This window comes from Streptomyces sp. HUAS 15-9 (assembly GCF_025642155.1).
Taxonomy (GTDB): Bacteria; Actinomycetota; Actinomycetes; order Streptomycetales; family Streptomycetaceae; genus Streptomyces.
In genome coordinates, this window is sequence record NZ_CP106798.1 from 2,352,743 (window position 1) to 2,365,782 (window position 13,040).

The 13,040-nt window shown below is 70.0% G+C and carries 11 protein-coding genes; 1 reads left to right on the forward strand and 10 read right to left on the reverse strand.

The window, feature by feature from the left end; translation table 11 throughout:
- Nucleotides 1-588: 588 nt before the first annotated feature.
- On the forward strand, nucleotides 589-3,744 hold the full coding sequence (ileS, locus tag N8I87_RS10790) for an isoleucine--tRNA ligase (RefSeq protein WP_263207744.1): 3,156 nt from the start codon (nucleotides 589-591) through the stop codon (nucleotides 3,742-3,744).
- Nucleotides 3,745-3,811: 67 nt separating this feature from the next.
- On the opposite strand, the gene N8I87_RS10795 is transcribed toward ileS, so the two are convergent.
- The 10 genes from N8I87_RS10795 to ftsW all read right to left on the reverse strand — a co-directional run bounded on the left by N8I87_RS10795 (nucleotide 3,812) and on the right by ftsW (nucleotide 12,996).
- Nucleotides 3,812-4,324, reverse strand: a complete 513-nt coding sequence (locus N8I87_RS10795) for a hypothetical protein (RefSeq protein WP_263207745.1) — start codon at nucleotides 4,322-4,324, stop codon at nucleotides 3,812-3,814.
- A 134-nt stretch (nucleotides 4,325-4,458) separates the two neighbouring features.
- Nucleotides 4,459-5,607 carry a DivIVA domain-containing protein gene (locus N8I87_RS10800; RefSeq protein ID WP_263207747.1) on the reverse strand — a complete coding sequence of 383 codons (1,149 nt, stop codon included), beginning with the start codon at nucleotides 5,605-5,607 and terminating at the stop codon, nucleotides 4,459-4,461.
- A gap of 52 nt (nucleotides 5,608-5,659) precedes the next feature.
- Complete coding sequence (locus N8I87_RS10805) at nucleotides 5,660-5,944, reverse strand: YggT family protein (RefSeq protein ID WP_263207749.1); 285 nt, start codon at nucleotides 5,942-5,944, stop codon at nucleotides 5,660-5,662.
- A 48-nt stretch (nucleotides 5,945-5,992) separates the two neighbouring features.
- Nucleotides 5,993-6,634 (reverse strand): cell division protein SepF, encoded by a 642-nt coding sequence (locus N8I87_RS10810; RefSeq protein WP_263207751.1) that lies wholly within the window; start codon nucleotides 6,632-6,634, stop codon nucleotides 5,993-5,995.
- A gap of 127 nt (nucleotides 6,635-6,761) precedes the next feature.
- A complete protein-coding gene (locus tag N8I87_RS10815; RefSeq protein ID WP_263207753.1) occupies nucleotides 6,762-7,481 on the reverse strand; it encodes a YggS family pyridoxal phosphate-dependent enzyme in 720 nt (239 codons plus the stop codon).
- A 6-nt stretch (nucleotides 7,482-7,487) separates the two neighbouring features.
- Nucleotides 7,488-8,219, reverse strand: coding sequence for a peptidoglycan editing factor PgeF (gene pgeF, locus N8I87_RS10820; protein WP_263207755.1), 732 nt, complete (start codon nucleotides 8,217-8,219; stop codon nucleotides 7,488-7,490).
- Nucleotides 8,216-9,415, reverse strand: coding sequence for a cell division protein FtsZ (ftsZ, locus tag N8I87_RS10825; RefSeq protein ID WP_263207757.1), 1,200 nt, complete (start codon nucleotides 9,413-9,415; stop codon nucleotides 8,216-8,218). The genes pgeF and ftsZ overlap by 4 nt, the downstream gene beginning before the upstream one ends.
- A 279-nt stretch (nucleotides 9,416-9,694) precedes the next feature.
- Nucleotides 9,695-10,489, reverse strand: a complete 795-nt coding sequence (locus tag N8I87_RS10830; protein ID WP_263207758.1) for a cell division protein FtsQ/DivIB — start codon at nucleotides 10,487-10,489, stop codon at nucleotides 9,695-9,697.
- Nucleotides 10,490-10,545: 56 nt separating this feature from the next.
- Complete coding sequence (gene murG, locus N8I87_RS10835) at nucleotides 10,546-11,637, reverse strand: undecaprenyldiphospho-muramoylpentapeptide beta-N-acetylglucosaminyltransferase (RefSeq protein WP_263207760.1); 1,092 nt, start codon at nucleotides 11,635-11,637, stop codon at nucleotides 10,546-10,548.
- Between the two features lie 6 nt (nucleotides 11,638-11,643).
- The gene (ftsW, locus tag N8I87_RS10840; RefSeq protein WP_263207762.1) at nucleotides 11,644-12,996 is read right to left on the reverse strand and encodes a putative lipid II flippase FtsW; all 1,353 of its coding nucleotides are present in this window, start codon (nucleotides 12,994-12,996) and stop codon (nucleotides 11,644-11,646) included.
- Nucleotides 12,997-13,040: the final 44 nt, after the last annotated feature.

Consider the following 13,040-nt stretch of genomic DNA (forward strand, 5'->3'; position numbering starts at 1 on the left):
TGCTGGGACGATAAATCGACTTGAGTCCCGCGGCAACGGGGCACGCCGCCCGATTCGCCCGCCCCGCGCCCCCCGCGCAGCAGGTCTGCATGCGTTGTGCCCAGCTCCCCGCCAGGTAATCCGCCGGGCCGGGCATCCCGGGATCCGAACACGCGCACCTCGCCATTCGGGTCATCTCGCCGTCGTCCGGTGCCATGGGCCGGCACCCCCGGCCGGGCCTCCCGGCCGGGGGTGCCGGAAATCCGGTCGTCCGCTGTCCCCGCGGCGCCGTACACTGGGCGGAGCGAAAAGCGTGGATGGGGACGAGTAGCGACGTACGCAGCCCAGAGCGACCCGGGGACGGTGGAAGCCCGGGGGCGAGCGCGACGTGAAGATCACCCCGGAGCCGCCGGAAGAAAGCCCCAGCGCAGGCCCAGGGGCCGGTAGAACCGGCATCGTGACCCCAATGAGGGGGCTCACCGGCGCATACGGCGCACGGGGAGCCAAGGAGGGTGGTACCGCGGGAGCGCGCCGCACACGGCGTACGTAGCACATACGGCTCTCGTCCCTCCGACGGAAGGCAGCAAGTCCGTTGGAGGAAGCTCGCAGATGACAGCGCCGACGTACCGCCAGGTACCCGCCCAGGTCGACCTGCCCGCGCTCGAGCACGCGGTGCTCGACTTCTGGCGCGACCAGAAGATCTTCGCCAAGAGTCTGGAGCAGTCCGAGGGGCGCCCCGAGTGGGTGTTCTACGAGGGCCCGCCCACCGCGAACGGCATGCCCGGCGCCCACCACATCGAGGCGCGCGTCTTCAAGGACGTCTTCCCCCGCTTCCGCACCATGCGCGGCTACCACGTGGCCCGCAAGGCCGGCTGGGACTGCCACGGCCTGCCCGTGGAGCTGGCGGTCGAGAAGGAGCTCGGCTTCTCCGGCAAGCAGGACATCGAGGCGTACGGCATCGCCGAGTTCAACGCCAAGTGCCGTGAGTCCGTGCTCCGCCACACCGACGCCTTCACCCAGCTCACGACCCGCATGGGCTACTGGGTCGACCTCGACGACGCCTACGTCACGATGGACCCCGAGTACATCGAGTCGGTCTGGTGGTCGCTGAAGGAGATCTTCGACAAGGGCCTGCTGGTCCAGGACCACCGCGTCGCCCCCTGGTGCCCGCGCTGCGGCACCGGCCTGTCGGACCACGAGCTGGCGCAGGGCTACGAGACGGTCGTCGACCCGTCCGTGTACGTCCGTTTCCCGCTCACCTCCGGTCCGCTCGCCGGCCAGGCCGCGCTCCTGGTGTGGACGACCACCCCCTGGACCCTGGTCTCCAACACGGCGGTCGCCGCGCACCCCGAGGTCACCTACGTCGTCGCGACGAACGGTGAGGAGAAGCTCGTCGTCGCCGAGCCGCTCCTCGAGAAGGCGCTCGGCGAGGGCTGGGAGTCCACGGGCCAGACCTTCACGGGCGCCGAGATGGAGCGCTGGACGTATCAACGTCCGTTCGAGCTGGTGGAGTTCCCGGAGCCCGCCCACTACGTGGTGAACGCCGAGTACGTCACCACCGAGGACGGTACGGGTCTGGTCCACCAGTCGCCCGCCTTCGGTGAGGACGACCTCCGGGTCTGCCGCGCGTACGGCCTGCCCGTCGTGAACCCGGTCCGCCCGGACGGCACCTTCGAGGAGGACGTCCCCCTTGTCGGCGGCGTCTTCTTCAAGAAGGCCGACGAAAAGCTCACCGAGGACCTCCAGCAGCGCGGTCTGCTCTTCAAGCACATCCCGTACGAGCACAGCTACCCGCACTGCTGGCGCTGCCACACCGCGCTGCTGTACTACGCGCAGCCGTCCTGGTACATCCGCACGACGGCCGTCAAGGACCGCCTCCTCGAAGAGAACGAGAAGACCAACTGGTACCCGGAGACGGTCAAGCACGGCCGCTTCGGCGACTGGCTGAACAACAACATCGACTGGGCGCTGTCCCGCAACCGCTACTGGGGCACCCCGCTGCCCGTCTGGCGCTGCGAGGACGACCACCTCACCGTCGTCGGCTCGCGCGCCGAGCTCAGCGAGCTGACCGGCACGGACCAGTCCCAGCTCGACCCGCACCGCCCGTTCATCGACGCCGTCACCTTCGGCTGCCCGCAGTGTGCCAAGACGGCCACGCGCGTGCCCGAGGTCATCGACGCCTGGTACGACTCGGGCTCGATGCCGTTCGCGCAGTGGGGCTACCCGTACAAGAACAAGGAGCTGTTCGAGAGCCGCTACCCGGCGCAGTTCATCTCCGAGGCGATCGACCAGACCCGCGGCTGGTTCTACACGCTGATGGCCGTCGGCACGCTGGTCTTCGACAAGTCGTCGTACGAGAACGTGGTCTGCCTGGGCCACATCCTCGCCGAGGACGGCCGCAAGATGTCCAAGCACCTGGGCAACATCCTGCAGCCGATCCCGCTCATGGACCAGCACGGCGCGGACGCGGTGCGCTGGTTCATGGCGGCCGGCGGTTCCCCGTGGGCGGCCCGCCGGGTCGGTCACGGCACCATCCAGGAGGTCGTCCGCAAGACGCTCCTCACGTACTGGAACACGGTCGCCTTCCAGGCGCTGTACGCCCGTACGTCGAACTGGGCGCCCAGCGCGGCCGACCCGGCCCCGGCCGACCGCCCGGTGCTGGACCGCTGGCTGCTGTCCGAGCTGCACGCGCTCACCGACCAGGTGACGCAGGCGCTGGAGGCGTACGACACCCAGCGCGCCGGCAAGCTGCTGTCGGCGTTCGTCGACGACCTGTCGAACTGGTACGTCCGCCGCTCGCGCCGCCGCTTCTGGCAGGGCGACAAGGCCGCGCTGCGCACCCTGCACGAGGTCGTCGAGACGGTCACCAAGCTGATGGCCCCGCTGACCCCGTTCATCACCGAGCGGGTCTGGCAGGACCTGGTCGTGCCGGTGACCCCGGGCGCCCCGGAGTCGGTGCATCTGGCGGCCTGGCCGGAGGCAGACCTGTCCGCCATCGACCCGGAGCTGTCGAAGCAGATGGTCCTGGTCCGCCGCCTGGTGGAGCTGGGCCGCGCCACGCGCGCGGAGTCGGGCGTCAAGACCCGCCAGCCCCTGTCCCGTGCCCTGGTGGCGGTGGCGGGCTTCGAGTCCCTCGACCCGGAGCTGCACACGCAGATCACCGAGGAGCTGAACGTCAGCTCCCTGGCCTCGCTGTCGGATTCCTCCGCCGGTCCAGCGGGCGGCGGTTCTCTGGTGGACACCACCGCCAAGGCGAACTTCCGGGCCCTGGGCAAGCGCTTCGGCAAGCGGGTCCAGGACGTGGCCAAGGCCATCGCGAACGCCGACGCGACGGCGCTGTCCCTCGCCCTGCGCGCGGGCACGGCGTCGGTGGAGGTCGACGGCGAGACGGTCGCCCTCGCCCCCGACGAGGTGATCATCACGGAGACCCCGCGCGAGGGCTGGTCGGTCGCCTCCGACTCCGGCGCCACGGTCGCCCTCGACCTGGAGATCACCGAGGAGTTGCGGCAGGCGGGCCTCGCCCGTGACGCGATCCGGCTGATCCAGGAGGCCCGCAAGAACAGCGGCCTCGACGTGGCCGACCGTATCGCGCTGCGCTGGACCTCCACGGACCCGGCGGTCATCGCGGCCCTGAGCGAGCACGCCGAACTGATCGCCGACGAGGTCCTGGCGACCGACTTCGCCCAGGGCGAGGGGGACGACACCTACGGCGACCCGTTCACCGACGAAGGCCTGTCGCTCACCTTCCGCCTGCACAAGGCCTGAGCCACACACCTACTCGGGGCCCGCTCCTCCCACGGGAGCCGGGCCCCGACCCATGTCGAACACACCTCTACCCGGGCCCCGGCCCACCCACCGGCACCGAGCCCCGGCCCATGTCGGGCGCTCCCCCGCAGCACGGTGCGTCCAGACCCAGGGACTCCAGCAGCCGTCGGCGCGGGGGGCCGATCACATACACCGTGCCCTCCGCAAAATCGTTCGGGCTGTCACCGATCTCGAAGCCGCCCGCGGTGAGGACTGCTCGGATCGCCTCCGTCATCGCCTTGTCGATGGCATTCATGTGCCCGAGCACCGGGTCATCGGACCGCTGCTCCATGGCACGGCGCATCGCGGCCACGCGCAGCACCGGGGCCGGGCGCCAGCTGACGTAGACGCCGCCCGCCTCGTCCGCTCCCGGGTCGACCTCCACGACGGCGCCCGCTCCCACGGCCGGGTCCAGTCCGTGCGGTTCCACGGGCAGCCCCGCCGCCGCCAACTGCGTACGGGCCTCACTCGCCCACGCCTCCCAGCGCCGCAGCGTCTCGGCGTCGGCCTGCCGGTCCCCGGCGAACTCCTGATCGTCCACGGTGCGCACGCTACAGCCCCCACCGACATCACCGTCAACACGCGTAAACAGGGCGGGGCCCCGGATCGAAATCCGGGGCCCCGCCCTGTTGAACGCCGCCGACGCCTAAGGCGTACTACTGACCGTGCCGGCCGTCAGTTGTCGTCCTCGTCGATCAGGAACCCGCGCATCGGCGAGGGAGCCTGGCCCATCGGGCCGGGGCCCTGCGGACGGACGGGAGCCATCGGCTGGGTCATCGCCGGGGACATCTGCTGCTGGCCGCCGTAGGACGGGGCAGCGGGCGCCGGGGGGCCACCCATGGGCTGGTTGCCGCCGTAGGACGGGGCACTCGCGCCTGCCGGAGCCATGGAAGGCGCCGGGGACGGCGGGAGGGACGCCGCGGCCGGGGTGCGCGGCGGGGCGAGCGAGTCGTCGGCCTGGGTCTCCAGCTGGCGCAGCTGCGACTCCAGGTACGACTTCAGGCGCGTGCGGTACTCGCGCTCGAAGCCACGCAGGTCCTCGACCTTGCGCTCCAGCGTGGCGCGGGCGGACTCCAGGGAGCCCATCGCGACGCGGTGCTTCTCCTGCGCGTCCCGCTCCAGGGCGTCGGCCTTGGCACGGGCGTCACGCTCCAGACCCTCGGCGCGGCTGCGGGCCTCGCCGACGATCTTGTTCGCCTCGGAGCGGGCCTCGGCGATCGCCTGGTCGGCGGTCTGCTGGGCCAGCGAGAGGACACGGGCGGCGCTGTCGCCGCCGGGGCCCTGACCGGGGCCGCCCATGGGGCCGCCCATCGGACCGCCCATCTGCTGCATCGGGGGCTGACCGCCCATAGGACCGGGGCCCATGCCCTGGCCCATACCCTGACCCATGCCGGGGCCCTGGCCCATCGGACCCTGGCCCATCGGACCGGGACCCTGCGGACCGCCCTGGCCACTGGGACCGGCCGGCAACTGCGGAGCACCGCTGGGCAGCTGGGGCGGGCCTCCCATGGGGCCGCCCATCTGCTGCTGCGGTGGGCCCGATATGCCGGCGGGCACCGGAGAGCCGGGACCTCGCATCCCCTGCTGAGGCATGCCGGGAGGCCCGTCCTGCTCCGGAGGCTTGCGCATGTTCTGCTGGTTCTGGGCAGCAGCACGCGTCGCCGCGGCCAGTTTGGCGCGCAGGTCCTCGTTCTCGCGAAGCAGTCGGGTCAGCTCGGCTTCGACCTCGTCGAGGAAGGCATCGACCTCGTCCTCGTCATAGCCTTCTCGGAGGCGGACGGTCGTGAACTGCTTGTTCCGCACGTCCTCGGGGGTCAACGGCATCTCTTCACCTCAACGTAGTCGTCGGCATCGGCAAGACGGTAGTTCACATCGCTCACAGCCGGCTCACGATCGAGATCAGGATGTAGACGATGATCATCAGTACGAAGAAGGACAGGTCGAGCGCCACGCCCCCGAGACGCAGCGGCGGAATGAACCGCCGCAGAAGCTTGAGCGGTGGATCGGTGACAGTGTAGGTGGCCTCCAGAACGACCACCATCGCCTTGCCGGGTTGCCATGAGCGGGCGAACTGGAAGACATAGTCCATGACCAACCGGAAGATCAGCACGATGAGGAAGCACATCAGCGCGATGTAGATCACGTCCAGGAACACGCTCATGATCCGTGCTTCCCTCTCCCCTGTTCCATGCGACGACCGGTCTGTGTCTCAGCTCTGGTTGAAGAACCCGCCCTCTGCGATGCGGGCCTTGTCCTCCGCCGTGACATCGACGTTAGCAGGCGACAACAGGAACACCTTCTGCGTCACCCGCTCGATGCTGCCGTGAAGACCAAACACCAAACCAGCCGCAAAGTCGACAAGTCGCTTCGCGTCTGTGTCGTCCATCTCAGTCAGATTCATGATCACCGGGGTGCCCTCACGGAAGTGTTCCCCGATGGTACGGGCCTCGTTGTAGGTCCGGGGGTGCAGTGTGGTGATCCGGTACGGCTCTCGTTCCGACACGACCTTGGGCATGATCACCGGTGCGTTCTTCTCCAGGGACTGACGTTCTTGTGTGATGGACGCCACGGGCGCGATCCGCGCGGGGCGCCCGGATTCCGCGGGCAGCGAAGCGGCGTGGGACACCGGTTCACGTTGCGCGGGCGGCTGCACCACTCGCACCGCTTCGTCCCTTTGGGACTGATGTGCGGCGTGTGACTGATGTGACGGCTCATGCCGCCGGTGGTCCCGCTCGGGCTCCGGGTCCAGTTCGGGCTCGAAGTCGTCGTCGGGGTCGAATCCGCGGCCGTCGTACCCATCGTCCTCCACGAGGCCGAGGTAGACCGCCATCTTGCGCATCGCGCCGGCCATGCTCTGAGTCCTCCGCTCTGTGGTGGATCGGCTGACGACTGCCAAGTCCTGCGATCCACGAGGTCGTTGTGCCCGCCTTCGGCGGCATTGACCATATTTTCTGCTGTGGTCCGACTTCCTGGCGACGTTACCCGAGGCTGGGGCGGACTCCGAGCACCGCAGTGCCGACGCGCACATGTGTCGCCCCGGCCGCCACGGCCTCCTCGAGGTCCGCACTCATCCCTGCAGAGACCATGTTCGCAGCCGGATGGGCTCGGCGCAGGTCAGTCGACAAATCCATCAACCGCTCGAACGCCGCCTGTTGACGCCCCGCGTATGCGCCGGTGAGCGGAGCGACGGTCATCAGTCCGTCGAGCCGCAGACCTGGAGCACGGGCGACCAGGTCGGCCAACTCTTCGATTCCGCCGGGCGCCACACCACCGCGCTCGCCCCGGCCGGCCGCGCCCGCGTCCAGCGCGACCTGGATGAGGCACCCCACCTCGCGCCCGGCCCGCTCGGCCTCGTTCGACAGAGCCGTGACGAGCCGGGAACGGTCGACGGACTGCACGACATCCGCGTAACCGACCACGGATCGCACCTTGTTGGTCTGCAATTGCCCGACAAAGTGCCAATTAAGAGGCAGATCCGAACAGGCGGCGGCCTTGGGGGCCGCGTCCTGGTCGCGGTTCTCGGCCACATGGCGCACACCGAGTTCCGACAGCATTCGTACATCGCTCGCCGGATAGGTCTTGGTGACCACGATCAGGGTCACCTCTTCCCGCTTGCGCCCGGCGGCCGCGCACGCGGCGGCGATGCGTTCCTCCACCTTCGCCAGGTTTCGGGCGAGTTCAGTCTTACGGTCCGTCATGCCCCATCAGTCCAGCCACACATAGCCCGCGAGCCGTCCGGTGGTGCGGTCGCGACGGTACGAGAAGTGGTCGCCCGACTCGAGCGTGCACACCGGCGACTGCTCCCGGTCGTGCACCCCGAGCCGTTCGAGCTGCGCGTGCACTCCGGCGCTCACATCGACCGCCGGTGTGCCCCAGCTCGTCTCGGAGTGCGCCGCCGGTTCGACGGCGGCGACCTCGGCGCGCATCGCCTCCGGTACTTCGTAGCACCGGCCGCAGACGGCGGGCCCGGTACGGGCGACGATCCGGGACGGCTCGGCGCCGAGCTCCACCATGGCCCGTACGGCGGCGGGGACGACCCCGGCGACCATCCCGGGCCGGCCCGCGTGGGCCGCGGCGGCGATCCCGGCGACCGGATCGGCGAGCAGGACCGGCACGCAGTCGGCGGTGAGCACGGCCAGGGCGAGTCCGCGGCGGGCGGTGACGACCGCGTCGACCGGGGGGATCTCGGCGGCGGGGCCCCAGGGTCCGTCCACCACGGCCACGTCCGCGCCGTGCACCTGGTTCATCCAGACCACTCGGCCCGGGTCGATCCCCAGGGAGCCGGCCGCGCGTTCGCGGTTGGCCCGGACGGCGGCGGGGTCGTCGCCGACCGCCCCGCCGAGGTTGAGCTCTTCGTACGGAACGGCGCTCACCCCGCCCCACCTGTCGGTGAAGGCGAAGTGCGCGCCGTTCACGGTGTCGCGCTGTCCTATCACTTCAGGAAGTCCGGCACGTCCAGTTCCTCGGCCGCACTGTCCGCGTAGGTCCGCGGCGCCGGTGTGATCGGCGGGACGGCCGGGGTCTCGTTCACCGGAACGGGGGCGGGCTCCGGCTCCTCCTTCGGGGTCACGCTGCCGAGCGAACCGAAGGACGGGCGGCTCTCGGGCTGTCGTACCGGAGCGGGCTCGTCACGACGGGCGGCGGCCGAGGCCGAGCCGAGGACATTGTCCCGGCGGGCCGGCGGCTGGCCGCCGTCGAAGCCGGCCGCGATCACGGTGACCCGGACCTCGTCACCGAGGGCGTCGTCGATGACCGCGCCGAAGATGATGTTGGCCTCGGGGTGGGCGGCCTCGCTGACCAGCTGCGCGGCCTCGTTGATCTCGAACAGGCCGAGGTCGGAGCCGCCGGAGATGGACAGCAGCACGCCCCGCGCGCCGTCGATGGAGGCCTCGAGCAGCGGCGAGGAGATCGCCATCTCGGCCGCGGCCACCGCGCGGTCGTCGCCGCGGGCCGAGCCGATGCCCATCAGGGCGGAGCCGGCCTCGGACATGACCGACTTGACGTCGGCGAAGTCGAGGTTGATCAGGCCGGGGGTGGTGATGAGGTCGGTGATGCCCTGGACACCGGAGAGCAGAACCTGGTCGGCCGACTTGAAGGCGTCGAGCACCGAGACCTGTCGGTCCGAGATGGACAGCAGCCGGTCGTTCGGGATGACGATGAGGGTGTCGACCTCTTCGCGGAGCTCGGCGATGCCGTCCTCGGCCTGGTTCGCCCGGCGCCGCCCCTCGAAGGTGAACGGGCGCGTGACCACGCCGATGGTGAGGGCACCCAGGGAGCGCGCGATGTTGGCCACGACGGGCGCGCCGCCGGTGCCGGTGCCGCCGCCTTCACCGGCCGTCACGAAGACCATGTCGGCCCCCTTGAGGACCTCCTCGATCTCCTCGCGGTGGTCCTCGGCGGCCTTGCGGCCGACGGCCGGGTTGGCTCCGGCTCCGAGTCCGCGCGTCAGTTCGCGGCCGACGTCGAGCTTGACGTCGGCGTCGCTCATCAACAGCGCCTGCGCGTCGGTGTTGATGGCGATGAACTCGACACCCTTGAGACCGACCTCGATCATCCGGTTGATGGCATTGACACCACCGCCGCCGACACCGATGACCTTGATGACTGCGAGGTAGTTCTGCGGTGCTGCCACGTCGAAGGCCTCTCGCCTCGAATTACGTTGCCGTCGTCTCGCGGGTCCGCCGCGCTCCGCCGACTGATGCCGAATGGGACGGTCCGAGCGCCGACCCGAACCCTAACGCTGAAGTTTAGGGTTACCAGTGTTTCCGTTCCTTGGAGTCTTCTGAACAGGACACTAAGTCGACAAGTGGCGCACGTTCAACGAACACGCCGAACCTCCCGTTTTTCTTTTCACCCTATGTGATCAGGCATAGCGGTGCCCAACCAGGGTGCTGGCCTGCGCTGATGTGCGTCAACTCCCCGCTGACGCAGGGGCGGTGGGAACACTGACATCGAAGTGCCGTGCGCCGGGCGAGGCTTTCATCAGGGCGGCAAGGGTGCGGGCCTTGGCGCGGCCGCTCTCGGAACTGCCCCAGGCGACCGTCCGGCCCCCGGTCAACTCCAGCGAGATGTCGTCGTAGGAACGGACCTTGACGACCCGGGTGTCGCGCGCGACGGCGGCCGGGATGTCGCCTGCGACCCGGACCGCCTCCCGCACGAGCCGGTCCGGCCCGAATCGCCGCAGGCTCGCGGTGGCCGAACCCCGCCGAGGCGCCTTCAATTCCAGCGTCGGAACGCCTTTCGGCGCCTGCGAAACCGTGGCGAAACGGACACCTTCGTCGTCCACTTCGGCAAACTTTCCGGCCTTTTGGACAAGCAGGACCGGAGTACGCTCGGTCACTTTCAGCCCGATTCCCCGGGGCCAGGAACGGACCACATCAACCGTGTCAATTCGGGGCAATTTCTTGCGGAGTCGAGCCCCGATCGCATCGGTGTCGACCGAAATCAGCGGCTCCCCGACCGGCACATCGGCGGCCTCGCGCACCCGTGCGGGCGTCAGGACCCGGGTCCCGGAGACCGACACATGCTGCACGCGCAGCCACTGCGAGCCGTACAACAGCCAGACGGAACCGGCACCGAGGAGCACGACGACAACCGCCAGGATGACGATCGTACGAACGCGGGGATTCCTCAATCGCCGGACGAGCGGCGGGCCGGACGACTCCTGCTGGCGTTCACCACGCTCGGTGGTGGTCGGTCCGGCCACGCGCGCGCTCCTTCCACAGCTCGGCTGCCCTCCGGCGCGCCCCTTACTCGCCGATGCTAACGACGGTGCGCGGCGATCGCCTCGTACACCATGCCGACGAGCAGGTCGTCGGCATCCCGGCGGCCGAACTCACCGGCGGCGCGGGACATCTCGTACAACCGGTGCGGATCGGCGAGCACGGGCAGGACGTTGTGCTGGACCCACTCGGGGGTCAGCTCCGCGTCGTCGACCAGCAGTCCGCCTCCGGCCTTGACCACCGGCTGGGCGTTGAGCCGCTGTTCGCCGTTGCCGATGGGCAGCGGGACATAGGCGGCCGGGAGTCCGACAGCGGAGAGCTCGGCGACGGTCATCGCGCCCGCGCGGCAGAGCATCATGTCGGCCGCGGCGTACGCGAGGTCCATCCGGTCCAGATAACTTACCGGGATGTACGGGGGCATACCCGGCATCTGCTGCACGTGCGGCAGTTCGTTCTTCGGGCCGACCGCGTGCAGGATCTGGATGCCGGCCTGCTGGAGCCAGGGGGCGACCTGCTGGACCACCTCGTTGAGCCGGCGGGCGCCCTGCGAGCCGCCGGAGACGAGCAGTGTGGGCAGGTTCGGGTCCAGGCCGAAGCGGGCGCGGGCCTCGGGACGCACGGCCGCGCGGTCCAGCGTGGCGATGGAGCGGCGCAGCGGGATGCCGATGTAGCGGGAATTGCGCAGCTTGCTGTCCGGCGTGGAGACGGCGACCTGCGCCGCGTACCGGGAGCCGATCTTGTTGGCGAGTCCGGGCCGGGCGTTGGCCTCGTGGATCACGATCGGCACACCGAGGCGCTTGGCGGCGAGATAGCCGGGCAGGGCCACGTAGCCGCCGAAGCCGACCACGCAGTCGGCCTTGGTGCGCTCCAGGATCTGCTCGGTCGCCTTGATCGTGCCGCGCAGCCGGCCCGGGACGGTGATCAGCTCCGGAGTGGGCTTGCGCGGCAGCGGCACCGCCGGGATCAGCGCGAGCTCGTAGCCGCGCTCGGGCACGAGCCTGGTCTCCAGGCCGCGCTCAGTGCCCAGGGCCGTGATCCCCACGGTGGGGTCCTGCCTGCGCAGGGCGTCCGCGAGGGCGAGCGCGGGCTCGATGTGGCCGGCGGTCCCCCCACCGGCGAGTACGACATGCACCGAAATTCACCGCTCTCCGGACGAGCGCGCCATGGAGGCGCGCCGTCGCATCGTGTTCCATCTCCGGGGTCCCGGAGTACCCCCGGCCCGCTTTCTACCAAACCGAGGTTGCCGCATGGCAAGTGCCGCCCGCGCCGCAGGCTCGTCGCGCGCGAAGGCGATCAGCAGCCCGATGGCGAACATGGTCGGCAGCAGGGCGGACCCTCCGTAGGAGAACAGCGGGAGCGGGACACCGGCGATCGGCAGCAGACCGAGCACCGCACCGATGTTGATCACCGCCTGGGCGGTGATCCAGGTGGTCACGCCTCCCGCGGCGTACCTCACGAAGGGGTCCTCCGTGCGTCCGGCCACGCGGATACCCGCATAGCCTAGAGCCGCGAAGAGGGCCAGCACCGACAGTGTCCCGGCGAGGCCCAGTTCCTCACCGGTGACGGCGAAGATGAAGTCGGTGTGGGCTTCGGGTAGTTGGCCCCATTTTTCCACGCTCGCACCGAGACCGGAGCCGAAGAGTCCGCCGGAGGCGAGGGCGTAGATGCCGTGCACGGCCTGCCAGCAGTCGGCGGCCCCGGAGCGCGGCTCGGTGGCGCCGATGCAGGCGAGCCGGGCCATGCGGTTGGGGCTGGTCCTGATCAGGATCACACCGATCGCGGAGGCGACCGAGAGCACGCCGACGAACAGCCGGGTGGGCGCTCCCGCCAGCCACAGCAGCCCGAACAGGATCGCGGTGAGGATGATCGCCGTGCCCATGTCGCCGCCGAGCATGATCAGCCCGAGCAGCAGGAAGGCGACCGGGACCAGCGGCACCAGCATGTGCTTCCACTGGGCCAGCAGCTTCCTCTCCTGCTTGCGCGCGATCAGGTCCGCGCCCCACAGGACCAGCGCCAGCTTGCCGAACTCGCTCGGCTGGATCTGGAAGGAGCCGCCGAGGGAGATCCAGTTCTGGTTGCCGTTGACCGCCAGCCCTATCCCCGGCACCTGCACCAGGACCATCAGGAACACGGCGCCGGCGAGGATCGGGTAGGCCAGCGCCCGGTGCAGTTTCACCGGCATGCGGGAGGCGGCGAACATCAGACCGCCGCCGATGACGGCAGCCAGGAACTGCTTGCGGAAGAAGTACGAGCCCGGCAGCGCCAGCTGGAGCGCGGTGATCTGGGAGGCTGAGTAGACCATCACCAGGCCCAGCACGGTGATCAGCAGGCTGCCGCCGAGGATCAGGTAGTACGCGGTCAGCGGCCGGTCCCAGGCTTTGCACGCGCGCGTGTAGAGCCGTCGTACGGAGTTCTCACGCGGGCCGCGGGGGGCCGTGGGCCGTCCGGCGGTCCGCCGGACCGGCGGGCGCCCCGTGCGGCTACCGGACATCCCCGGCTCCTCCCGGCCTGAGCCACATGCGAGTCACGCGTCCC